Annotated in this window: 23 protein-coding genes; 17 read left to right on the top strand and 6 right to left on the bottom strand. The window is 61.3% G+C overall.

Going from position 1 to position 23,527, the window contains the following annotated elements; genetic code table 11:
• The first annotated feature begins 12 nt into the window (after positions 1 to 12).
• The 4 genes from WFM45_RS08645 (at position 13) to WFM45_RS08660 (ending at position 2,695) form a co-directional block, all read left to right on the top strand.
• Positions 13 to 504, top strand: a complete 492-nt coding sequence (locus tag WFM45_RS08645; RefSeq protein WP_044031168.1) for an L-2-amino-thiazoline-4-carboxylic acid hydrolase — start codon at positions 13 to 15, stop codon at positions 502 to 504.
• Positions 501 to 1,727 carry a Zn-dependent hydrolase gene (locus WFM45_RS08650; RefSeq protein ID WP_250602316.1) on the top strand — a complete coding sequence of 409 codons (1,227 nt, stop codon included), beginning with the start codon at positions 501 to 503 and terminating at the stop codon, positions 1,725 to 1,727. The genes WFM45_RS08645 and WFM45_RS08650 overlap by 4 nt, the downstream gene beginning before the upstream one ends.
• Before the next feature lie 83 nt (positions 1,728 to 1,810).
• Positions 1,811 to 2,158, top strand: coding sequence for an ArsR/SmtB family transcription factor (locus WFM45_RS08655; RefSeq protein WP_004938187.1), 348 nt, complete (start codon positions 1,811 to 1,813; stop codon positions 2,156 to 2,158).
• A gap of 3 nt (positions 2,159 to 2,161) precedes the next feature.
• Positions 2,162 to 2,695, top strand: coding sequence for an SRPBCC family protein (locus tag WFM45_RS08660; protein WP_015377962.1), 534 nt, complete (start codon positions 2,162 to 2,164; stop codon positions 2,693 to 2,695).
• On the opposite strand, the gene WFM45_RS08665 is transcribed toward WFM45_RS08660, so the two are convergent.
• Positions 2,696 to 3,724, bottom strand: coding sequence for a transporter (locus WFM45_RS08665; RefSeq protein ID WP_336955185.1), 1,029 nt, complete (start codon positions 3,722 to 3,724; stop codon positions 2,696 to 2,698).
• Positions 3,725 to 3,910: 186 nt separating this feature from the next.
• Here WFM45_RS08665 and WFM45_RS08670 point away from each other — a divergent pair, with 186 nt between their 5' ends.
• The 5 genes from WFM45_RS08670 (at position 3,911) to WFM45_RS08690 (ending at position 9,064) form a co-directional block, all read left to right on the top strand.
• A complete protein-coding gene (locus WFM45_RS08670; RefSeq protein WP_336955187.1) occupies positions 3,911 to 5,521 on the top strand; it encodes an inorganic phosphate transporter in 1,611 nt (536 codons plus the stop codon).
• 26 nt (positions 5,522 to 5,547) lie between these two features.
• Positions 5,548 to 6,462: a polyphosphate kinase 2 gene (gene ppk2, locus WFM45_RS08675; protein WP_103085312.1), complete on the top strand. Its 915-nt coding sequence runs from the start codon at positions 5,548 to 5,550 to the stop codon at positions 6,460 to 6,462.
• Between the two features lie 120 nt (positions 6,463 to 6,582).
• Complete coding sequence (gene nudI / locus WFM45_RS08680) at positions 6,583 to 7,008, top strand: nucleoside triphosphatase NudI (RefSeq protein WP_004938207.1); 426 nt, start codon at positions 6,583 to 6,585, stop codon at positions 7,006 to 7,008.
• Positions 7,009 to 7,101: 93 nt separating this feature from the next.
• Complete coding sequence (gene pbpG / locus WFM45_RS08685; protein WP_033632961.1) at positions 7,102 to 7,938, top strand: D-alanyl-D-alanine endopeptidase; 837 nt, start codon at positions 7,102 to 7,104, stop codon at positions 7,936 to 7,938.
• Positions 7,939 to 8,077: 139 nt separating this feature from the next.
• A complete protein-coding gene (locus WFM45_RS08690; protein WP_336955192.1) occupies positions 8,078 to 9,064 on the top strand; it encodes an MsnO8 family LLM class oxidoreductase in 987 nt (328 codons plus the stop codon).
• Here WFM45_RS08690 and WFM45_RS08695 read toward each other — a convergent pair.
• Positions 9,061 to 10,365, bottom strand: coding sequence for an aminotransferase class I/II-fold pyridoxal phosphate-dependent enzyme (locus WFM45_RS08695; RefSeq protein WP_085336857.1), 1,305 nt, complete (start codon positions 10,363 to 10,365; stop codon positions 9,061 to 9,063). The two genes, WFM45_RS08690 and WFM45_RS08695, sit on opposite strands and share 4 nt — an antisense overlap.
• Positions 10,366 to 10,431: 66 nt before the next feature.
• On the opposite strand from WFM45_RS08695, the gene WFM45_RS08700 reads away from it, so the two are divergent.
• Genes WFM45_RS08700 through WFM45_RS08710 form a run of 3 tightly spaced genes read left to right on the top strand, consistent with a single transcriptional unit; the run spans position 10,432 to position 12,245 of the window.
• On the top strand, positions 10,432 to 10,686 hold the full coding sequence (locus WFM45_RS08700; protein ID WP_213929014.1) for a hypothetical protein: 255 nt from the start codon (positions 10,432 to 10,434) through the stop codon (positions 10,684 to 10,686).
• A complete protein-coding gene (locus WFM45_RS08705; protein WP_033632958.1) occupies positions 10,683 to 11,399 on the top strand; it encodes a glutamine amidotransferase in 717 nt (238 codons plus the stop codon). The genes WFM45_RS08700 and WFM45_RS08705 overlap by 4 nt, the downstream gene beginning before the upstream one ends.
• A 3-nt stretch (positions 11,400 to 11,402) precedes the next feature.
• Positions 11,403 to 12,245: a PfkB family carbohydrate kinase gene (locus WFM45_RS08710; RefSeq protein WP_336955196.1), complete on the top strand. Its 843-nt coding sequence runs from the start codon at positions 11,403 to 11,405 to the stop codon at positions 12,243 to 12,245.
• A gap of 44 nt (positions 12,246 to 12,289) precedes the next feature.
• Here the strand turns inward: WFM45_RS08710 and WFM45_RS08715 are convergent, their stop codons facing one another.
• From WFM45_RS08715 to WFM45_RS08730, 4 genes are all read right to left on the bottom strand, one after another.
• Positions 12,290 to 13,003, bottom strand: a complete 714-nt coding sequence (locus tag WFM45_RS08715; protein WP_085336855.1) for a flagellar brake protein — start codon at positions 13,001 to 13,003, stop codon at positions 12,290 to 12,292.
• A 77-nt stretch (positions 13,004 to 13,080) separates the two neighbouring features.
• On the bottom strand, positions 13,081 to 13,863 hold the full coding sequence (locus WFM45_RS08720; protein ID WP_250602315.1) for an N-formylglutamate amidohydrolase: 783 nt from the start codon (positions 13,861 to 13,863) through the stop codon (positions 13,081 to 13,083).
• A 101-nt stretch (positions 13,864 to 13,964) separates the two neighbouring features.
• Positions 13,965 to 15,686: an ornithine lipid synthase OlsF gene (olsF, locus tag WFM45_RS08725; RefSeq protein WP_015377973.1), complete on the bottom strand. Its 1,722-nt coding sequence runs from the start codon at positions 15,684 to 15,686 to the stop codon at positions 13,965 to 13,967.
• Between the two features lie 155 nt (positions 15,687 to 15,841).
• On the bottom strand, positions 15,842 to 17,512 hold the full coding sequence (locus tag WFM45_RS08730; RefSeq protein WP_250602314.1) for a DUF4091 domain-containing protein: 1,671 nt from the start codon (positions 17,510 to 17,512) through the stop codon (positions 15,842 to 15,844).
• 465 nt (positions 17,513 to 17,977) lie between these two features.
• Here WFM45_RS08730 and WFM45_RS08735 point away from each other — a divergent pair, with 465 nt between their 5' ends.
• The 5 genes from WFM45_RS08735 to WFM45_RS08755 all read left to right on the top strand — a co-directional run bounded on the left by WFM45_RS08735 (position 17,978) and on the right by WFM45_RS08755 (position 23,518).
• Positions 17,978 to 19,231 carry an ABC transporter substrate-binding protein gene (locus WFM45_RS08735; RefSeq protein WP_336955201.1) on the top strand — a complete coding sequence of 418 codons (1,254 nt, stop codon included), beginning with the start codon at positions 17,978 to 17,980 and terminating at the stop codon, positions 19,229 to 19,231.
• Positions 19,232 to 19,309: 78 nt separating this feature from the next.
• The gene (locus WFM45_RS08740) at positions 19,310 to 20,251 is read left to right on the top strand and encodes a carbohydrate ABC transporter permease (protein ID WP_025302955.1); all 942 of its coding nucleotides are present in this window, start codon (positions 19,310 to 19,312) and stop codon (positions 20,249 to 20,251) included.
• 10 nt (positions 20,252 to 20,261) lie between these two features.
• Positions 20,262 to 21,080, top strand: coding sequence for a carbohydrate ABC transporter permease (locus WFM45_RS08745; RefSeq protein ID WP_033632952.1), 819 nt, complete (start codon positions 20,262 to 20,264; stop codon positions 21,078 to 21,080).
• A gap of 21 nt (positions 21,081 to 21,101) precedes the next feature.
• Positions 21,102 to 22,214, top strand: coding sequence for an ABC transporter ATP-binding protein (locus WFM45_RS08750; protein ID WP_004938255.1), 1,113 nt, complete (start codon positions 21,102 to 21,104; stop codon positions 22,212 to 22,214).
• 20 nt (positions 22,215 to 22,234) lie between these two features.
• Positions 22,235 to 23,518 (top strand): Gfo/Idh/MocA family protein, encoded by a 1,284-nt coding sequence (locus WFM45_RS08755; RefSeq protein WP_049277955.1) that lies wholly within the window; start codon positions 22,235 to 22,237, stop codon positions 23,516 to 23,518.
• Positions 23,519 to 23,527 lie beyond the last annotated feature (9 nt).

Here is a 23,527-nt window from a genome sequence, read left to right on the forward strand (position 1 = left end):
AGGAGCAAGGCGATGAGCTGTGCAAACAACGAGTTGGGCATTTTGGCCCGCAGAAAAATCGAGGCGGAGATCATCAAACCGATCTACCAGATCCTGGTGCGTGAAATCGGCAAGGCGCGCGCCCAGGCGGTGATCGGCGAGGCCATCGAGAATGCCGCCATCGCGGCGGGCAAACAGTTCGCCGCTCAGGAACCGAACGGCGCGGATCTGCGCAGCTTCGCCGCCTTGCAGTACCTGTGGGAAAAAGACGATGCGCTGCGCGTCGAGGTGATCAATCAGGACGAACAGCACTTCGACTATAACGTCACCCGCTGCCGCTACGCCGAGATGTATCACGAGATGGGGCTTGGGGAGATCGGCCACCTGCTCTCCTGCGCTCGCGACAGCCAGTTTATCGTCGGCTATGCGCCTGACGTTGAACTGCAGCGCAGCCAGACCATCATGTCCGGCGCCCCCTGCTGCGATTTCCGTTACACCGCCAAAACGCCGGGAGAAAAGCAATGACGTATCGGGTCAACGGCGAGCGCCTGTGGCAAAGCCTGCAGACGATGGCGCAGTTCGGCGCCATCGCTGACAACGGCGTCACCCGCCTGGCGCTCAGCGAAGAGGATCGTCAGGCGCGCGACCAGCTGCGCCGGTGGGCGCTGGAGGCCGGTTGCAGCGTGCGCGTCGATCGAATGGGCAACATGTTCCTGCGCCGTGAAGGCACGCGGCCCGAGCTGGCGCCGGTCGTCACCGGTTCTCACGGCGACTCGCAGCCCCGCGGCGGCCGTTTCGACGGCATCTACGGCGTGCTGGCCGGATTGGAGGTTATTCGCAGCCTCAACGATCGGCAGATCGTCACCGAACGCGCGATTGAAGTGATCAACTGGACCAACGAAGAAGGCGCACGCTTCGCGCCGGCGATGATCGCCTCCGGCGTGTTCGCCGGGGTATTCGACCTGGAATACGGCCTGACGCGCCGCGACGAGCACGGCGTCAGCCTCGGCGACGCGCTGGAACGCATCGGCTACGCCGGCGAGCACCCGGTGGGCGGCATGCCGATCCATGCCGCCTTCGAGTTGCACATCGAACAGGGGCCGATTCTGGAAGCGGAGCATCTCGACATCGGCGTGGTGACCGCCGCACAAGGGCAGCGCTGGTATGAACTGGAGGTCGTCGGCTTCAGCGCCCATGCCGGCACCACGCCGATGGACCGCCGCCGCGACGCCCTGCTGGGCTTTGCGGCGCTGGTTACGGCGGTCAATCGCATCGGCTGGGATTTCGCGCCCGACGCGCGCGCCACGGTGGGCATGGCGCAAATTACCCCCAACTCACGCAATGTGGTGCCGGGACGCGTCTTTTTCAGCGTCGAATTCCGCCATCCAGAGGAGTCAATTCTGGAGCAGATGGAGCAGCGCCTGCTGGCGGCGGTGAACGCCGTCAACGACGGCAGCCTGACCGCGCGCGCCGAGCGCATCTTCCAGTATCCCCCGGTCGCTTTCGATCGGGGCTGCATCGACAGCGTACGTCATGCCGCGCAAGCGTTGGGCTATCGCCATCGCGACATGATTTCCGGCGCCGGCCACGATGCCTGTTACCTTAACCGCATCGCTCCGACCGCCATGATTTTCATTCCCTGCGTGGACGGCATCAGCCACAACGAGCGGGAAGATATCACCCCTGCCTGGGCCGCGGCCGGCGCCGACGTATTGCTGAACGCCCTGCTGGCGCACGCCGGCGCCTGATCCTTGCCCCGGTTTCTCGCCGGGGCAAAAAAATATTCAACAAAACGGTTGAATATTAGCCCGCCTGTTCTATATTCAACCATATGGTTGAATTATCTTCCTCACAGCTGGACGCCATTTTTCATGCGCTGGCCGACCCGACCCGCCGCTCGATGTTACGCGCGCTGGCCGGCGGTGAGCGCAGCATCGGCGAACTGGCCGCGCCGCTGCAGATGTCGTTCGCCGGCGCCTCCAAGCACGTGAAAGCACTGGAACATGCGGGCCTGGTGCAACGCACCGTGCAAGGAAGAAACCATATCTGCCGGCTCGAACCCGAGCCTATGGCGCAGGCCATGCACTGGCTGCAAACCTATGAACATTTCTGGACTGAACGGCTGGATGCGCTCGAACAGGCGCTGCTGCAGCCCGAACAGCTTCCTCCCAAGGAGTGAACCATGAATGATTACGGCATGATTATCGAACCCGGCACGCTGCGCATCCAGCGGCTGCTGCCCGGCCCCATCGAGCGGGTGTGGGCTTACCTGACCGAATCCGACAAGCGCGCCACCTGGCTGGCGGCCGGCGCCATGAAGTTGGAAAACGGCGCGCCGCTGGAGCTGGAGTTTCGCAACTCCGATCTGGCGGGCGAGCACGAGCCACCGCCGGCCAAGTACAAACAGCACGGCGGCTGCGTCAGCAACCGCGGCCACATCACCTGCCTGTTCCCGCCGCGCCTGCTGAGCTTTACCTGGGCCGAACAAGATCAGGGCCGCCCTTCCGAGGTGACCTTCGAGCTGACGGAACAGGGAAACGCGGTGCTGCTGACGGTCACCCACCGGCGCCTGGCCAACCGCGACGAGATGCTCAGCGTCGCCGGCGGCTGGCACACCCATCTGGATATCCTGCTGGATCGTCTGCACGATCGGGCGCCGCAGCCGTTCTGGAGCACCCATGCCCGGCTGGAAGAAGAGTACCGCGCCCGCCTGTAATTACGACTCGTCCCTGCGCCTGAACGCCAGATAACCGGCGATCAGCGTAAAACTGCCGACCAGCAACACCAGCAGGATAAAACCGTGGTGATTGCTGGCCAGCGGTATCCCTCCGACGTTCATGCCGAAGAAACCGGCGACGATGTTGATCGGCAACGCCAGCACGGTGATCACCGTCAGGGTGTAGAGCGTGCGGTTATTCTGCTCCATCAGCTTGGCGCCCAGTTCTTCCTGCAGCAGCCGGATGCGTTCGGTCAGGCTGGCGAGATCGTTCAACACCACGGTGAACTCTTCGGTAAACTGCCGCAGATCCTGCACCACCTCGCGGCTCAGCCAGGCCGGCGGCCGGTTCAACAGGCGAAACAGCGCGGCCGGTTCCGGCGCCAACAGGCGCTGAAAGCGCAATAGCATGCGGCGCATGCGCCCCAGCTCGGCGCGGTTGCGTTTGACGCGGCGGGTCAGCAGGCGATCCTCGATGGTATCGACATACTGGTTAGCCTGCCGCACCACCTGTTCCAACACGTCCTCCTGCTCTTCCAGCAGGTGCGCCAGCAGCTCGGTAGACGACGCCAGCTCCAGCGCCGTCAGGCGGCCAAGCAGCCGTTCAATCAATCGCACCGGTTTGTGACGCACGGTGACCACCAGCCTACGGCAGCAATAGAGCCACAGCGTCGCCGTTTCCGGGTTGCTGTCCTCAGGGTGGAAAATCACGTCGTTGAGCACCGCGAACAGATCGTCGCCCTGGCGCTCGATGCGCGTGGTGTGGGAACCGTGCCGAATTTCGTGGAAGAAAAAATCGGAAATGGCGAAATGGTTTTTCAGCCACTTCTCCGCCGCCGCGTGGTTGAGATTGAGGTGCAGCCAGACAAAGCCGTCGCCGGACGGCAAAGCCTGGTAGGCCTGACAGACCTGCTGCGAGTTCAGGCGCGCCGGCGGCTCACCGGAACGAAACACATGGCCGTAGATCAGCCCGGTCACTTCATCATCGAAATCAAGCTTGTGCATCTTTTCCGCTAACCGTTGCACCATAACGCCTTATCCTGCCTGTTGCCGTTAACCCAAGATCGTCTCCGCTGTTATAACAATCTTTATTTATCGGCGTTAATGATTTTCGCCGTTCCCGATGATTAATATTTTCGTCATAAAAAAGCCACATTCATTCAGAATACTTTTCAGGCGACAGCTACCGCATTCAATCCTCTCAGGAAGGTCATTATGAGCGATAACAGCGCCGTTCAAACGGGTGTGCCGGCCGCATCCAGCCTGCCCAAGCTGCATCAAAAGAACAGTCGACTCACTGTTCTTTTTTTTGTGTTTTTATTAATTCTGGGGATCGCGTTCGCCGGGGTGAACTTATTTAACGACGTCAGCGACACCGGCGCCGTCTATACCAGTTACATTCCGTTTTTATTATTGGGGCTGGCGCTGCTGATCGCGCTGGGCTTTGAATTCGTCAACGGCTTCCACGACACCGCCAATGCGGTCGCGACGGTGATTTACACCCACTCGCTGTCGCCGATGGTCGCCGTGGTGTGGTCCGGTTTCTTCAACTTTCTCGGCGTGTTGCTCTCCAGCGGCGTGGTGGCCTTCGGCATCATTTCGCTGCTGCCGGTCGAGCTGATCCTGCAGGCCGGCACCGGCAACGGCTTCGCCATGGTGTACGCCCTGCTGTTCTCCGCCATCATCTGGAACCTCGGCACCTGGTGGCTCGGGCTGCCCGCCTCGTCGTCGCATACGCTGATCGGCTCGATTATCGGCGTTGGCGTGGCCAATGCCCTGATCCACGGCCGCACCGGCACCAGCGGCGTGGACTGGGGCCAGGCGATCAAGGTGGGCTATGCGCTGCTGCTGTCGCCGGTGATCGGCTTCGTGTTCGCCGGCCTGCTGCTGCTGGCGCTGAAGCTGTTTGTCAAGAACCGCCAGCTGTACAGCGCGCCTAAAGACAATAGCCCGCCGCCGCTGTGGATCCGCGGATTGCTGATCCTCACCTGCACCGGCGTTTCCTTTGCCCACGGCTCTAACGACGGCCAGAAAGGCATGGGCCTTATCATGCTGATCCTGGTGGGCACCATGCCGATCGCCTACGCCCTGAACCGTTCGATGCCGCCGGAGCAGATCCCCCGGGTGGCGGCGCTGGCGGAGGTGACCAAAAGCCAGCTGCTGCGCCAGTTCCCGGCCGGCGGCCAAACGCCGCCGCGCGAGGTGCTGACCGGCTATGTGCGCACCAGCGATCTGACGCCGGAGGTGGTGCCGGCGCTGGCGCAACTGACCGGCGCGATCGGCGATCAAATTCGCCAGTACGGCTCGGTCGACAAGATCCCGGCACAGGCGGTGTCGAACACCCGCAACGACATGTACCTGGCGTCCGAGACCATCAAGCACCTGAAGGCAGAGCATCAGTTGCAGATCAATCCCGACACGCAGCGCAACCTCGACGCGCTGAAGGGCGAACTCGACAACGCCACCCGCTTCATTCCCTTCTGGGTGAAAGTGGTGGTGGCGATTGCACTGGGGCTCGGCACCATGGTCGGCTGGCGCCGCATCGTGGTGACGGTGGGCGAAAAGATCGGCAAATCGCACCTGACCTACGCCCAGGGCGCCAGCGCCGAACTGGTGGCGATGACTACCATCGGCGCGGCCGACGCCTTCGGCTTGCCGGTTTCGACCACTCACGTACTTTCATCCGGCATCGCCGGCACCATGGCAGCCAACCGCTCCGGCCTGCAGATGGCCACCCTGCGCAATCTGCTGATGGCCTGGGTGCTGACGCTGCCGGCCTCAGTGCTGCTGTCGGCGGTGCTGTACTGGATCTTCAACCATTTCTAACACCGGGCTGATACGGAGAAAATCTGATGACCATGCATGAATTCAACCGCGAAGACGGATTCAACCAGCGCCTGCTGCAAGAATTTTACGACAGCTACGACGAAGAGCTGGAAATGGAGCTGGACGACCTGCGCTTCAACGCGGCAGAAGTCGACAGCGACGCGAAGAAAGCCTGGCGCAAGCAATACTTCCGCGAACTGCTGCGCCTGCAGGGCGAACTGGTAAAGCTGCAGGACTGGGTGATGCGTACCGGCCATCGGCTGGTGATCCTCTTCGAAGGCCGCGACGCCGCCGGCAAGGGCGGCGTGATCAAACGCATTACCCAGCGCCTCAACCCGCGCACCTGCCGCGTGGCGGCGCTGCCGGCGCCGAACGACCGCGAACGCACCCAGTGGTATTTTCAGCGCTATATCGCGCATCTGCCCGCCGCCGGCGAAATGGTGCTGTTCGACCGCAGCTGGTATAACCGCGCCGGCGTGGAGCGCGTGATGGGCTTTTGCAACGACGAAGAGTACGAGGAGTTTTTCCGCAGCGTGCCGGAATTCGAAAAAATGCTGACGCGCAGCGGCATCCAAATCGTCAAATACTGGTTTTCGATCACCGATGAGGAGCAGGAGCTGCGTTTCCTCAGCCGCATTCACGATCCGCTCAAGCAGTGGAAGCTCAGCCCGATGGATCTGGAAAGCCGCCGCCGCTGGGAGGACTACACCGAGGCCAAAGAAATCATGTTAGCGCGCACTAACATTGCCGAGGCGCCCTGGTGGGTAGTTCAGGGCGTCGACAAGAAAAAGGCCCGCTTGAACTGCATCACTCACCTGCTGCAGCAGGTGCCTTATGAGGAAGCCGAAGGTAACGTCATCACGCTGCCGCAGCGCAAACGCAGCCCGGAGTACCACCGTAACCCGGTGCCGGACAACATGGTGGTGCCGGAAATCTACTGACCGTAGCGCAGAGAGGCGGTTGCCGCAGCTCTGCGCAAATACAACGCTTTGATTTCTCTCACGCTAAGGGGCCAGACCCCATGTTAAAGTGGTTGCTTTCCATTTTGACAGGAGTTTTCCATGCGCCAACGCATCATTGTCTGCCCGCTAATTGAAAACGATAACGCCTTCCTGCTGTGCAAAATGGCGGCGCACAAGGGCGTGTTTCCCGGCCAGTGGGCGCTGTCCGGCGGCGGCGTCGAGCCGGGTGAACAAATAGAACAGGCGCTGCGGCGCGAAGTGCGCGAAGAGTTGGGCGCCGCGCTGATCCTCGACAACATCACGCCCTGGACTTTCCGCGATGACGTGCGCATCAAAACTTACGCCGACGGCAGCCGGGAGCAAATCTACATGATTTACCTGATTTTCGACTGCCATGCCGCCAACCGCGACGTGACGATCAACGACGAGTTCGATGACTACGCCTGGGTGCCGCGCGAGCGCCTCGCGGACTACGATTTGAACGAGGCCACCCGCTTCACCCTGCGGCAAAAGGGATTGTTGTAACAGTTTGAGCGATTATCGCCCTATTTCCTTCACATTTGCCCGGCAGACTCTTTTGATATTTTTTAATCACTTAGGGTCACTATTGCCGCCGTTATGCTTTTATCTCACGCTTTTCTCCGTCTGCCTGTCCGGCGCTTCGGCGCCGCCCTGCTGTTCAGCCTGCTGTTCGTTTTGGCGCCCGTGCATGCCGCCACGCCGCCGCTGGTGCTGAATGCCAAATCGGTGCTGGTCGTCAATCAACGCACCGGAAAGACCCTTTATCAGAAGCAGCCGAACCGCGTGCTGCCGATCGCCTCGCTCACCAAACTGATGACCGCCATGGTCGCCCTGGACAGCAAACGCCCGATGGGCAGCAAGCTCAAAGTCACCGCCGCCGATCGCGATCTGCTGAAAAAAACCCATTCGCGCCTGACCATCGGCTCGGTGCTCAGCCGCCGCGACATGCTGCACATCGCCCTGATGTCTTCGGAGAACCGCGCCGCCGCCGCGCTGAGCCGCAGTTATCCCGGCGGGCGCAAGGCCTTCGTGGCGAAAATGAATCAGAAAGCGCGCGCCATCGGCATGAAACGCGCCCGCTTCTACGATCCGACCGGGCTGACGCCGCGCAATGTGGCGACCGCTAACGATCTGCTGAAGATGGTCAATCACGCCTATCGCTATCAGTCGATTCGCCGCTTCAGCACCGACAAGCAGCAGATCGTGCGCCCCGGCCGCGGCCAGTTGGTCTACCGCAGCTCCAACGGCCTGATCAACAACCCCGCCTGGAAGATCCAGCTGCAGAAAACCGGCTTTACCGACGAGGCCGGTCACTGCCTGGTGATGCGCACCACCATCAAAGGGCAGCCGGTGGTGATGATCCTGCTCGGCGCGCAGCCGCGCTACGGCCACTACCGTGACGCCATTCGTCTGAAGGCCTGGCTCGAGGGGTAACATCGCGGCGCTTTACCGTTCTGCGCATATCCAAATCCGTTTTGGATCAATGGAATATCCTATCGCCAATCAGTATTAAGCCGTGCGCCGCCCGCATGGTATTTGTCAGGCATATCTGATGAGGAAAGGAGCGGGAAAAATGGCTTATGCCTTGAGCATATTGGAAAAAAGTCCGATCGCCGACGGGGAAAGCGCCGCGCAGGCGCTGGCGCGCACGCTGCAGCTGGCGCAACGGGCGGAACGCTGGGGGTATCGGCGTTTCTGGCTGGCCGAGCACCACAATACGCCGCAGCTCGCCTGCCCGTCGCCGGAAGTGCTGATCGGTTATCTGCTCGGCCAAACGTCGCGCATTCGCATCGGCTCCGGCGGCGTGATGCTGCAGCACTACAGCGCCTACAAGGTGGCCGAAAACTTCAACCTGCTGGCGGCGCTGGCGCCAGGGCGCGTCGATCTCGGGGTGGGCAAAGCGCCCGGCGGGCTGCCGCTCGCAACCCAGGCGCTGCAGGCCGCCCACGATCGGCAAAACAAACCGGCCTTCCCGCAGCAGCTGTCGCAGCTGACCGCTTACCTGAACGACGACGCCGAACCGGGCCTGAGCGCCACGCCGCTGCCGCCGCAGGGCGCGCAGCGTTTTCTGCTCGGTGCCAGTAAAGAAAGCGCGACGCTGGCGGCTGAATCCGGCTGGGCCTTCGTGTTCGCCGCGCATCTGAACGGCAATCCGCAAGACATTAGAGAAGCGCTGGAGCACTACACCACACACAGCGGCGGCCGCAAGGGGCTGCTGGCGGTGGCGGCGATCGTGGCGCAGAGCCCGGAGCAGGCGGCGGCGCTGGCGGCGGAGATTCAGCAATACCGCGTGCACGTCGCCGGTGAGCAGAGCGTGACCGTCGGCAGCCTGGCGCAGGCCGAGAGTTTCGTGCAACAGGCCGGCGCCACCGACTACCGCATCGAGCCGCGAGAAAGTCATGTTCTGCTCGGCACCGCGCAGCAGGTGCATCAGCAACTGGCGCAGCTGCAGCTGCAGTACGGCGTGGACGAGTTCATCATCGACACGCCGATCGCCGAACCGACCGCCCGGTTAGCCTCGCTACAGCGGCTGGCGGAGGAAAACCTGACGCCGGCTTAGTTGATCGCCGCCTCGGCCCGCATGGCTTCGGACAGATCCTGCGCCAGCGGCGCCAGCTGTGCCGGCACCACGTTGGCCAGGCTAATGCGGAGCGCCGGGCCGCCCCTCAGGCGGAAAGGTTCACCGCCCTGCACCAACCACCCCCGCTGCGCCATCAGCTGCGCGGCGGCGCTTTCCGACCTCACCGGCAACCACAGATGCAACCCTTCACCTACCGCCAGCGCCGTGTGATTCAATGCATTGAGCCGCTGCACCAGTTCATCCCTTCTGGCCTGATATGCCTGTTGCGCCCGCGGCAGTTGCCCTTCCTGCAAGGCCTGTCTCCACAGCCTGGCGGCGATCTGTTGCAAGATATGGCTGACCCAGCGTTCGCTGATGTACTGATCGGCGCGCATCGCCTGCAGCAACGTCGGGTTGCCGCAGGCCAGCGCGATGCGCAGATCCGGGCTGAGAAACTTGCTCAGCGACAACACGTACAGGCCGCGATCGCCGTCGAACGGCAGATGCAGCGGCTGCTGCGACAGCGGCCCCCAGAAGTCGTCGACGATCGCCAGACACTGCGGGTTGTCGCGCAGAAAACGCCGCCACTGTTGCGCGCGCTGCGCAGAGAGCGAAGCGCCGGTCGGATTGTGAGCGCGCGGCGTCAGGATCACCGCGCCGGCGGCCCCGCTTTCCGGCAACCGACAGCCCTGTTCATCTACCGCCAGCGGCAGCGGCCGTAGACGCAGATGGCGCAACAGCGTCAATAGCGGCGGCCAGCAGGGATCTTCCACCCACACCGCCGCCCCCGGCTGCACATGGCAGCGCAGCGCCTTTTCCATCGCGTCCAGCGCGCCGGAGAACACCGCCGGTTCCCCCAGCGTGACGCCCTGGCGGCTGAGCCACTCGCGTCCCAGACCGGTCAATACCGGCAGATCGCCACTGATGTCATAACCATTTTGCTGCGGGAACACCTCCGCCGCGCCAAGCGCCAATGCCGGCAACAATGCGGCATCCAGATTGCCGCTGGCCAGATCGCACATTCCCGCCGGCACCTGACGCGGCGTATAGGCCGCACTCACCGCCGCCAGCGGCGGCTCCAGCACCACCGTTCCCGCCCGCCCGCGCGTCGCCACCAGGCCGGCATCGCGCAATCGGGCATAAGCGCTGGCGACGGTATTCGGATTGACCTCCAGCTCCGCCGCCAGTTGGCGTACCGGCGGCAACAGCTCGCCCGGCCGCAGCGCGCCGTCTTTGATGCGTGCGGCGATCTGCTCGGCAATCTGGACAGCGCCGCCGCCTTTTGCATACAATAAACCCATACATAAATCCTTTTGTACTAGTTCAAACAAGATTAGCAGCTTCCGCGGCCAAAAGTAAGGGGTTCCATGGATAAACATTACGTGCTCGACATTCAGTATGCAGGAAAAGCCTTTGCCCGCCTGGAGATGTTCACCCCCTGGGCAGCCGGTCAGCTGGAGCAGGCGTGCGCGCTGTTCCCGGCCGCGCAGGGTTATCAGGTGCAGCTCAGCCAGGTCAGCGAACGCCGCATCGTCTACCAGAGCGGCGCGCAGGGCATCACGGTGCTGGGCGAGTCGCTGGCGCTGACGCCGTTCACCCACGCTCACGAGGTTAAACAATGAAAAAAGCCGTCGCCATTCGACACGTCAATTTTGAAAACCTGGGTATTCTCGGTTCCCTGCTCTCGCTGCGCGGCTATCAGATCGACTATTACGATGCCGGTCGCGATGATATTCGTGCTATCAATAATGAAGAGACCGATCTGTTGGTGGTGCTCGGCGGGCCGATCAGCGCCGCCCGGCACTTTTCCGGTGAGCAGCGCTATGATTTTCTCGACCATGAATTGGCGCTGGTCAAACAGCGCCTGGCGCAGCGGCGGCCGACCCTCGGGGTGTGTCTCGGCGCTCAGGTGATCGCCCAGGCGCTGGGCGCCGACGTGATTTCGCTCGGCGTCAAAGAGATCGGCTTCGCTCCGCTGACCACGCTCGCGGCACAAGACGACTCGGTGCTGGCGCCGCTGGCCGATACGCCGGTGCTGCATTGGCACGGCGATATGTTCATGATCCCGGACGGCGCCCGCTGCCTGGCCAGCACGGCGATTTGCCCGCATCAGGCTTTCGACTATCAGGGGTTCGCGCTCGGTCTGCAGTTCCATCTGGAGGCGGATCACCGCGATATCGAACGCTGGTTGATTGGCCATGCCTGCGAGCTGGAGCTGGCCGGCGTCGCGCCCCAGAGCCTTCGAGAACAGGCGGCGCGCCACGGCGCACAGCTGGAACAGCGCGCGCGGCAGGTGTTCGCCCGCTGGCTGGATAATAACGAACCAAGGATGTAACTCATGCAACAGGCTTCACCCTTGCGATCACCGCCCATCGACGTGATCAGCATTCAATCTCAGGTGGTTTACGGCAGCGTCGGCAACGGCATCGCCTACCGCGCCCTGCTGAAAAAGGGGCTGGAAGCGCTGCAGGTGCCCAGCGTGCTGTTCGGCTGCCCGCCCTATTACGGCAAGCCGCATGGCGGCGTCATCTCCGGCGAGTGGTTCGGCGGCTTTCTCGACGATCTGATCGCCCGCGGCGTGATGAAACGCACCCGGGCGGTGATCGTCGGTTACCTCGGCGACGTGATGCAGTGCCATATTCTGGCCAACTGGCTGCAGCGGGTGCGCGCCCTCAATCCGCAGATAAGGATCTATATCGATCCGGTGATGGGCGATTACGGCGAAGGGATCTACGTGGATGAGCGCATCGTCAATTGCTATCGTTCACCGTTCCTGCGGCTGGCCAACGGCCTGACGCCGAACGGCTTCGAACTGGAGCAGCTGTGCGACCGCTCTCTGAGCAGCCGGGAGCAGACGCAACGCGCCGCGCAGGCGCTGTTGAACGACACCACCGAATGGGTGCTGGTCACCAGCGCGCCGGGCGTGGCACAGCACGAAGACGAAGTGGGTTTAATGTTGGTCACCCGGCAGGAAGCGCAGTGCTTTACCCATCCGAAGGTCAAATCGGCGGTCAAAGGCACCGGCGATCTGTTCACCGCACTGCTGGTGAGCCATCTGCTGCAGGGCGCCGCGCTCGACGCGGCCGTGGTTGCCGCCGGCGGCGAAGTGTGCGACGTGCTGGCCGAAGCGGCGCATTTCGGTTGGGAAGAGATCGGCAGCCTGCGGGCGTTAAAACCGTAAGACCTGTGGAGAGTCAGGGGCAGCATGCCCGCCCCTGATAAATATCAGCGTTTTTTCTTTTTGTTGAAATCCAGCTCGAAGGCGAACACCGCGCTCTGAATTTTGCGCTCCATCGCCAGCCCCAGCTTGAGGAAACGGCACGACAGGCGCGAGAAGTGCACCACCTGGTCGTTATCGTCGGTTTCCTGATCCTCGTTGACCACCACCAGCTCCATATTGACCTTGAAGCTGCCGTAGCTGCCCAGATCCAACACCGCTTTCTTGAACTGCAGACCCGGCTGGAAGAAATCCGGCAGTGGACCATCGAAGCGCAAACCGACGCCGCCGGCGGAGAGATCGTGGATACGCAGCTCATAAGGCGCGCCGTCCGGGTATTCGCCGGTACAGAAGAATTGGCGCCAGTGCGGCGTGGTGATGCGGAACTGGCGGCGGCGCTGGATGTAGACCAACTCCTGCGGCAGCCGGGTCGAGCAGGCCTGGACGCCCTGATGTTCGGTCAGCTCCGCCTGGCCGACGGAAAACTCGATTTTGGCGTCGTGGCTTTCAATCACGATGGTGCAGGCGCCGTCGATGGCGTTTTCCGCTTCCTCACCGCTAAACACGATATTGTCCGGCCCGACGCTCAATAACAGACTTTGAAACCGGTGCTGCTGATTTTCTACGCGCAGCGGCGTGCGTTGTTTGCAAATTTCACGCAGAATCGCCAGAACTTCAAAACGCTCCCGTTTGATAAACAGTCCGTTATCGCTGTGCTCCACACGTCTCTCCTGACTTTTTTTTCTAATGACGTCTTATGTATTCCTTATGGTTATCATCTCTGGGAATATTCCTAAAGTCAAATTTGCCAGCGTTGCCAGGCCTGCGGCAGCAGGCGCGCGAAACGTTTCGCCCATGCCTGTTGCCCGCGTTCGTCGGCGATCAGATCCTGGCGAATTTCGATGCCGACGTAAGGCAACCCGCGCCGTTCCGCGTGCACCGGCAACGTGTAGTCGGTGGCGTCGGTCATTGCATAGGGCTCGTTGATCCCCACCTGCAAATCCCCCTCTTCGCGCAGCAGCTCGGCCAGCAGCCGGGCAAATTCCGGGTAGCGATTAAACAGCAACCCCACCTGCCAGGGGCGCGATTCCCCTTTGAACACCGGTGTGAAACTGTGCATGGCGATCACCGCCGTCGGCAGTTCGCGCAGCTGACGTTGCCCCAGATGCTCGTCGATGGCGTGGTGATACGGCAAAAATACCTCGCGCTCACGCGCCAGCGCGTGTTCGGCGTCGATGCCGATATTGCCGGGTATCGGCGTTAGTTCAGACAAATGCGGGATCGAGCTGGCGATGCCGGGCGCTCGGTTGCAGTCGATCACCAACCGTGAGTAACGCTGATGAATCAGCGTGGCGTCCAGTTGGCGGCTCAGATGGCGCGATACGCTCAGCGCACCGATATCCCAGCCGATGTGGCGCTCGATCTCCCCCGGCGGTAAGCCGAGATCGCCAAGAGATTGCGGTATCACCTTACCGGCGTGATCGCATAGCAGCAAAAATGGCGCTTTGCCGCGCGGGGTTTCAACGGCGGCGGCGGGCGGTTCATCGGCGGACAATAACGGCGGGATAAACGAATGAGGCATGAAAGGCTCCGGCGGTGGAAAGCAAAACGTTTATCGTAGCGCTATCCCGTCGCCGGCCCCAAGGTCGTGCTTAGATCAAAAAGGCATGAGTCAGACTGTAGTCATGCCGTCTCGGCCGGCTGCGGCTGGTGCACCGCGATGTAACGCTGATACCGCGACGGCTTGAGCCGCGTGGTATCCACCAACACCAGCCCGTCGATACAGTTGTTGAACGCCGGATCGGTGCCGAAATCGATAAACTGTACCCCGCCCGGTTCGCACAGTTCGGTGTACTGCTTGTACAGCGTTGGGATCGAGCAGCCGATATTGCTGAGCAGGCTCTTCAGCCGCACCAGATCTTCCTGATAGTTGTCCCCGGCAAACTGCGCCAGCACCTGCGGCAGCGACGCCGGATAAGGCCGCCGCGACTGCGCGAACGCGTGATCCGGCGAGAAATAGAGCCGATAGAAGGCGATCAGCAAATCACGTGCTGCCAGCGGCATGCCGCCGGAGATCGACACCGGGCCGAACAGATAGCGGTACTGCGGGTATTTCGACAGATAGGCGCCGATGCCCAGCCACAAATAGTCCAGCCCGCGCTTGCCCCAATAGGCCGGCTGAATGAAGCTGCGCCCCAGCTCGATGCCCTGCGCCAGGATCGGTTCCATATCGCGGTCATAATGGAACAGGCTGTTGCTGTAGATGCTTTCCAGCCCTTTGCGCGCAATTTGTTCGGCGGTAGGGATAAAGCGATAGGCGCCGACGATCTCCAGCTCCTCCTCATCCCACAGCACCAGGTGGTAGTAATCGTCGTCGTAGCTGTCCAGATCGCGGCGGCGGCCGGATCCTTCCCCCACCGCGCGGAAGGCGATCTCGCGCAGGCGCCCCAGCTCGCGCAGAATTGGCGTACGCGCTTCGTCATGACGACGATAGAGATAGATGGTTTTACCGTCCGGCGTTACCCCCAACCGTTCGCAGTTCGCCAGCGCCTTTTTCAGCTCCAGACGATCTTCCGGCAGCGCGATCGGCGATTCGCTGGCGAACAGCCCCGGCTTGCCCTGGCCCAGACGATAGACGTGGCGGCGAAAACGCTCCGCCAGATCCTTGGCGCTGGTGTGGCCGTCGTGCCAGTTGGCGAACGGCACGCGGCCGCCGACGCGGATCTTGATGCGCCCGCCCCGCTGCTGGAACATTTCGCGCACCAGCAGCAAGGTCGACAGCGGCCGGTAGACCAGAGAGGTAAAGTAGAACAGGTTGCTGTTGCGTGCGCTGATGTGGATCGGCACGATCGGCGCGCGCGCTTTGGCGGCCAGGCGCAGAAAACCGGTATGCCAGTGGCCGTCGCGGATGCCTTTCGGGCTCATGCGCGACACTTCGCCAGCCGGGAACAGGATCAGCGCCCCCTGGTTGTCCAGTTGCTGCTGCATGCCTTCAATCTGTTTGCGGCTGGTTTTATAAGCGACGTTATCCACCGGCACGAACAGGCTGCGCAGCGGTTCAATGTAGGTCAGCAGCTGGTTGGCCACCACTTTCACGTCCGGGCGCACCGCGGCAACGGCGCGCAGCAATACCAAGCCGTCGAGCGAGCCGATCGGGTGATTGGCCACGAGCACCACCGGCCCCTGGCTCGGGATGTTTTCCAGATCGCCGTCCACCAATTCGCAGCTGAGGTTAAAGTAGTCCACCACCTGCTCGATCAGATCGAGCCCTTTCAGATGGGGATAATCGGCGGCGAACTGTTTGAATTCTTTTTCGAAGAGAAGGGTTCTTAGCAGGCTGCGCTGCCAGGCGGGGGTATTACGGTGTGGAAATGCATCTTGCAACAGAGAATCCAGGCTGAACATCGCGTTATCTCCTGACGTAGTCGCTGCAAACTTAAGCCAGAGCCGTGACTCTGACATGTCAGTTACATGACAATAAAGTGAATCCATCGACTATCAGGTATAGCAAAGTAATGGCGAATTGGGAGTGAAAGACGCATTTTCGCCCCCACTTGCCTTCACATCGGCGCCAGCAACGCTTCGATGCGGCGGTTTACCGCGTCGCGCAGGCGCAGCAGCGGCCCGGCCTGGTGCGGATAACGCTTGAAGGTGATGCGCATGCCCAGCTCACTTTCTATAAGCGCTTCCACCGTCGCCCGATCGGTCAAACTCTCCAGCAGCTGCAGCGCGCGCATGTCCTGCAGACCCTGGTGCAGCACCCGCAGGCGCAGCGACTCCACCGGCTGCAGATCCTCACCGGGATAGACCACGAACGGATCGCCGGAGGGAAACGCATGGCCGCTGTCGGTCACCGCGTACGGATTGATGCGTTCACGCGAATGGGCGCTGTTATAGAAGTTGAATCCCCAGTGCAGAAAGCCGGCGATGCGGTACAGATACAGCTGCACGCCCAATATGCGGTTGCGCGCCGAAGGCTGAGCGAAGAAGCGATTGGCGACCTCAGTCTTCTGCACGCAGCAGTAATAGGCCCACAGGCCGGGGACCTGGTGTTCGATAAAAGGTTCGAGGTGGTCGGTCGCAACGACCGGGGTTTCCACCAGGTCTTGCTGATAAAACGCGAAATCCGACAGCGCATCGAAGGTGCGGAATCCATCCAGCAGCGGGCGCAGCGCGGCGCTGGCGCGCCGGTAGGCCGCCAGGTTGTCCAACGTCGGCTCATCGGAAACATGGAACCATACCTGCCGTTCCAGCCCCCGTTCGCGGAACCAGGCGGTCAACGCCGGCAGCAGCGCCTGTAGGAAACGCTGATACGCTTCGCCCTGCGCATCGGTGTGCCAGCCGAACGGCGTTCGCGTCTCGCCCTGCTCCTCCACCACTATCTTCGGCGCATGCGCCGCGCCCCATTGGGTAAACAGCGGCGCGATTTCGAAGTGCTCGATGCCCTCTTCCTGCGCCAACGCCACCCACTGCGCCAAACGGCTGAAATCGAAGCCATACCCGTGCGCCGAATGTGTCACCCTCACCAACTGTACCGTGGTCCGTTCGCCGCCGACGGCGGTATCCAGCGGCGGCGTGAACAGCGGCGTCAGCAGCATATTGACGCCGGCCTGCACCGCGCAGCGCACAAAGTTGCGTACCGCGCGCCAGTACGCCGGGCTGAACACCGCCAAACGGTAGTAATCCGCCAGGCAGTCGGTGTGCAGCCATTCGGTGTGCAACAGCGTTTGCGGCGGCAACGCCGCGGGCACCAGATGCAGCGTCAGTGTGGCCTCGGCCAGCGCCTCGCCGCTCTGGGCATCCAGCAGCCGCAGGGTCAACGGAAAGTCGCCGGCCAGTTGCGCGTCGGCCGGCGGCGTCAGGGTCAACCACAGGCTGCCATAATAGCGGCAGGCGGCAAAAAAACGCCGTTGCGGCAGCGGTATCAGCGGATCGGGAAATAAGCCCGGCTCGGTGGTCAGGTAATTCTCATCGGTCTCGCGATAACAGGGAAAACCGCTCGGCACCGATTGCACCTGGCGCACGCTGATATACTCCGCCAGCGGCCCGTCGAGTTGATAACACAGCTCATGGCGAGTCTCGTTGCCCGGAGTTTGCAAACAGTACACCGCCTGCCAGGACAGCACCTCGTTATTTAACCCGCTCAGCCGATTTTCCACGGCAATGGGCGGCATATTTTGGCGATGAAATACTTTTTCCAGGCAATGCGTAAATACCAGAGACAGGCGCATGATATTTCGCCCTCTTTATTTTTGATGAATAAACGTTGTGAGATTCAGGCTAGCGTCTTTTATCGCCACAAACAATAGCCGGCAATAAAAAACGTTCAAGCGCCCTCCTCGGACAGCCCCAGCAAGATTTTTTTGTTTATTTGCATCACAAAAATGAAAGAAGCTGAAGCTTGCACAATAAAAATATTTTTAATCCCCATTATGGTGCAAGGGTTATCAGTTATTCCTATGCCTGCGAAGGCCGCTAAATGCCGCGCCACCGGGGATAAACTCCGCCAAAAGGTTAATGAAATGTGAACGAAAGTGCCTTTCACTTGGCCGTGAAAGCCTTTCGATTTTAACAACAACGAAACATTGTCGCCCCATTTTTGGGCGTTTGGGGGTGTATTGACACATTGAAAGTTAAGGGATAGAAAGAATTTACGTTGCGAAAAACGCTATTCGTCGCTCACCGAGGGGAAAGCAATGTCACCGATAAAAAATACCGGCCGCCTGCTGGCGCATTCTATTCTTGCCAGCGCATTATTATTACCTACGCTGCTCCATGCCGCAGATAAAATAACTTTACGCTATGCCGTTTGGGACAGAAACCAATTACCCGCCGAACAGGAGATTGCCAAGCGTTTTGAACAGGCTAATCCGGACATAAGAATAGAAATAGAATTAACTCCCTCGGCGCAATATTTCGTTAAATTAGATTCCGCCGCTGCCGGCGGCGTAGCGCCAGATATATTCTGGATCAATATGCCTTATTTTGTGCAGTACGCCAAAAACGGCATTATGGAGCCGTTGGCGCCCTATATTAAGGACAGCGGCCTTAAACTGGACGACGTGGTCGCCAGCTCGGTGAAAGCCTATCAGTACGACGGCCAACAGATGGCCATCCCGCGCGACGTCGATTCCATCGCCGTGTGGTACAACAAAAAACTGTTCGATCAGGCCGGCGTCAGCTATCCCACCAGCGACTGGAGCTGGGACGATCTGAAGAGCAAGGCCGCCGCGCTGAAAAACGGGCTGAAAGGCACCGCCTTCCCGCTGGTGATGGATCTCAGCATCGACGGTCAGGACAGTTACATGAACCTGCTGTTCCAAAACGGCAATCACATCGTGCCGAAAGATGGCCAGCCCACCGACATCGCCAACGACAAATCCCTCTGGGTCTATCAGCAGCTGCAGGGCATGATGAAAGACGGCCTGATGCCAAGCGCCCAGCAGATGAGCGAAGTCAAAACCGAGAACATCTTCCAGTCCAACCGCGCCGCGATGGTCTATGCCGGTTCCTGGCTGGCGGCGCCGTTCGCCAATAACCCGCTGATCAACGACCACATCGGCGTGGTGATGATGCCCAAAATTGAACGCCAGTCCGGCGTGGCCCACAGTTTGGCCTTCGCCATGTCGGCGAAAAGCGCCCACAAGCAGGCCGCCTGGAAATATATCGCCTTCATGAGCAGCGAGGCCTCACAGGCGGAGCTGGCCAAGGTGGTGATCCCGGCCAACAAGACGGCAGCCAAAGTCTGGGCGCAGCAGATTCAGAAAGTCGACGTCTCGCCTTACATCCAGACCCTGGAAGTGACCCAGGCTTACCCCACCGCCGGCACCAATACGCCGAAGTGGCAAAACATGTGGATCGCCAGCCTGAAGAAGATCTTTATGGGCGCGGACGCCAAACAGGAAATGGACAAATCGGTCAAGAAGATCGCGCGCGTCATGGAGCAGTAATCGCCCCGCCGCGGCGCGCTGCCCCGAGCGCGCGCCGCGGTGGACCCACGCTGAACGTCATAGGTGAGGAATGGCAACATGTCGCTGGCAGAAACGGCTACGGTCACCCTGAAACCATCCCGGCGCACCGCCCGCCCCGCGCTCAATCGGCTCGAACGCGCCGAACGCTTCTGGGGCTGGGTGATGATCCTGCCGCTGCTGTTGGGGGTGACGGTGTTTTACCTGATCCCCTTTTTGCAGAACATTTTCTACAGCTTTACCGATCTGAACCAATTCATGCGCTGGAGCAGCATCAGCGTCGATAACTATCTCAACCTGTTTGAAGACGACGACTTCTACACTGCCGCCGCCAACACCCTGTTTTACGTGGTGGTCTGCGTGCCGATCAGCCTGAGCCTGTCGCTGCTGCTGGCGATTGGCCTCAACCAGAACATCCGCGGCAAAGGCCTGCTGCGCACCCTGCTGTTCCTGCCGGCGGTCACCATGCCAGCGGCGGTGGCCATGGTGTGGCAATGGCTGTTCAACAAGGATTTCGGCCTGATCAATCAGGCGTTGGGCCTGCTGCACATTGCGCCGGTCGCCTGGTTGTCCGATCCGGACGTGGTGCGCATCAGCGTGTCCATCATCATCATCTGGTCGTCGCTGGCGCTGAAAATCATCATTTTGCTGGCCGGGCTGCAGAGCATTCCGCGCCAGCTGTACGAAGCGGCGGACATCGACGGCATCGGCACCCTGCGGCGCTTCTTCTGCATCACGCTGCCGATGATGGTGCCGACGCTGTTCTTCGTGTCGGTGATGAGCTTTATCGAGATCCTGCAAATCTTTGACGTGGTGTTCCTGATGTTCGACCGCGCACTGGTGGAGAACGACGTGATGACCGTCACCAACCTGTTCTACAAGTACGCGTTTTACCTGCAGGAAAAAGGTTACGCCTCCGCCATCACCGTGGTGCTGTTCGCCGTCACGTTGGTGATCACCCTGATTCAAATGGCGATCGGCAAGCGCCTGAAAGTCAGCTGAGGAGCTGCACATGAACGCAAGCAAGAAAACGCTGGTGTACCTGTTTATGGGGCTGGCGGCGCTGGCCTCGGTGGTGCCTTTTATCTGGATGCTGGTGACCTCGCTGAAAACCCAGGCCGAGAGCATTCAGATCCCGCTGACGCTGCTGCCGGCGCATCCCAGCCTGCAGGCCTACAGCCGGGTGATGCACGAAATCCCGTTCGCCGGTTTTTATCTCAACTCGCTGCTGGCGACCTTCTTCACCGTCACCCTGCAGATGGCGATCGCCACCCTGGCCGCCTATGGCTTCTCGCGCCTGCATTTTCGCGGCCGCGACGCGGTGTTTCTGGTGTGCGTGTCGATCCTGATGGTGCCCGGACAGGCGTTTCTGATCCCGCAATTCCTGGTGGTGCAGAAGCTGGGGCTGGTCAACAGCATCACCGGGCTGGTGCTGCCGGGCATTTTCAGCGTTTACGCCACCTTTCTGCTGCGCCAGTTCTTCCTGGCGGTGCCGAAGGAGATGGAGGAAGCGGCGTTGATCGACGGTTACAGCTACTTCGCCATCTTCTGGCGCATCATGCTGCCGCTGATCCGGCCCGGCATTATCGCCTGCGTCATCATCAACGGCCTGTGGAGCTGGAACAACCTGATGTGGCCGCTGATCGTCAATACCACCACCGAGAAGCTGACGCTGCCGGTTGGCCTGGCCTCGCTCTCCAGCCGCGCCGGGGTGGAATACCCGTTGCTGATGGCCGGGGCGCTGATGGCGGTGATCCCGATGCTGATGCTGTTCATTATTTTCCAACGCTATTTCATCCAGGGCATCGCCAGCGCCGGGGTGAAAGGCTAACGCGCAGACAAGGTAAACGACATGGCCGGAATTCAGTTAAATAGCGTTAAAAAAGTGTACCCCAACGGTTTCCACGCGCTGCACGGCGTCGATCTGGACATTGAGGATGGGGAATTTATGGTGTTCGTCGGCCCGTCCGGCTGCGCCAAATCCACCCTGCTGCGGATGATCGCCGGGCTGGAGAGCGTCAGCGAGGGGCAGATCCTGATCCACGATCGCTGCGTCAACGACAGCATGCCGAAGGATCGCGGCGTCGCCATGGTGTTCCAGAACTATGCGCTGTACCCGCACATGACGGTGTACAAGAACATGGCGTTCGGCCTGATCGGCAAAGAGAGCAAGGCCGAGATCGACCGCCGGGTGCGCGACGCGGCGGAAAAGCTGGAGATCACCAATCTGCTGCAGCGCAAGCCGGGCCAGCTCTCCGGCGGCCAGTGCCAGCGGGTGGCGGTCGGCCGCGCCATCGTGCGCAAACCCAAGGTGTTCCTGTTCGATGAGCCGCTGTCCAACCTCGACGCCAAGCTGCGGGTGTCGATGCGCGTGCAACTGATCGAACTGCACAACCAGCTGAAGCAGGAAGGCGCCGCCGCCACCATGGTGTACGTCACCCACGATCAGGTCGAGGCGATGACCATGGGCGATCGCATTTGCGTGATGAACCGCGGCGCCATCATGCAGGTGGATAAACCGATCAACCTGTACCACCACCCCGCCAACCGTTTCGTCGCCGAGTTTATCGGCAGCCCGTCGATGAATTTGCACGATCTGGCGATCGTGCGCGACGGCCAAACGGTGCGGCTGCGTATCGGCCTGCAGCACCAGCTCGATCTGCCGCCTGCGCTGCAACGGCAATTGGCGGACTACCCGCATGCGCGGGTGTGTCTCGGCATCCGGCCGGAGTCCTTGCGGCTGTGCGCGCCCGGCAGCGCCAACTGTTTCCCGGCGCAGATCGTCACTATCGAGCGCATGGGCAACGAAGAGCTGCTGCACTGCGAACTGGCCGATCTGCGCTTCGTGCTGCGCATGGCGTCGCTGCCGGATTGGGAGCCGCGCCTCGGCGAAAACATTCATCTGGCATTCGATCTGACGCGCGCGCATTTGTTCGACGAGCTCAGCGGCCAAAACCTCAAATAACAACAGCGGAGTATCCAGCAATGTCGTCAACACAACCCAACAGCTTTGCCCATCGCCCGGTGCGGGTGCTGGTGGTCGGCGCCGGGGCGCGCGGTGAAATCTACTCGCGCTATGCGCTGGCGCATCCCGATTTGATGCAGGTGGTGGCGGTAGCGGAACCGCGCGACGCCTACCGCGAGCCGTTCGTGGCGCAGCATGCCATCGCGCCGGAAAACGTCTTCACCGACTGGCGTCAGGCCGCCGGCGCCGGCAAGCTGGCCGACGCGGTGCTGATCTGCACCCAGGATCAGATGCACCTCGAACCGGCGCTGGCCTTCGCCCGCCTGGGCTACGCCATGTTGCTGGAAAAACCGCTGTCGCCGGACGCCGACGAGTGCCGCGCCATCGTCGCCGAGGTGACGCGCCAAAAGCTGATCTTCTCGGTCGGCCACGTGCTGCGTTACACCCGCTATACCCAAAAGCTCAAGCAGCTGCTGCGCGACGGCGCGATCGGCGACATCATCAGCCTGCAACATTTGGAACCGGTCGGCTACTGGCATCAGGCGCACTCCTTCGTGCGCGGCAATTGGCGCAACGATCGGCAGGCCGCCTTTATGCTGCTGCAGAAATCCTGCCACGACATCGACTGGATCCGCTACGTGATGGAGCAGCCCTGCGAACAGGTCAGCTCCTTCGGCAACCTGCGCCACTTCCGCCAGGAAAACCAACCGGCCGGCGCGGCGGACAACTGCCTGGATTGCGCGGTAGAGGCAAACTGCCCCTATTCCGCCAAACGCATCTATCTGGGCGACAATCACAAGGCCACGCCCGGTTTTCTGCGCGTGCTGACGCCAGAACCCGACCAGACGACGCTGCGGGCGGCGCTGCGAGACGGGCCTTACGGCCGCTGCGTCTACCGCTGCGACAATAACGTGGTCGACCATCAGGTGGTCAACATGCAGTTCGCCGGCGGCCGCACCGCGTCGTTCACCATGACGGCCTTTACCCGCCACGAAGATCGGCACACCCGCATCTTTGGCAGCCGCGGCTGCCTGGAGGGCGACGGCCGCCATATTCGCATCACCTCGTTCCTCGACGACGGTGAAACGCATTACGACACCGACGCCGGCCAGGATCTGCACGCCATGGCCGGCCACGGCGGCGGCGACTACTACCTGATGCAGCACTTTATCGCGGCTATTCGCGCCAACGATCCGAGCCAGGTGCTGGCCGGCCCGGCGGAAGCGCTGGAGAGCCATCTGATGGTGTTCGCCGCCGAACGCGCGCGCCGCGAGGCGGCGGTGATCGCCCTAAGCGGAGCCTAAAGCATGGCG

The organism is Serratia sp. KG1D, assembly GCF_037150675.1.
Classification (GTDB): Bacteria; Pseudomonadota; Gammaproteobacteria; order Enterobacterales; family Enterobacteriaceae; genus Serratia; species Serratia nematodiphila.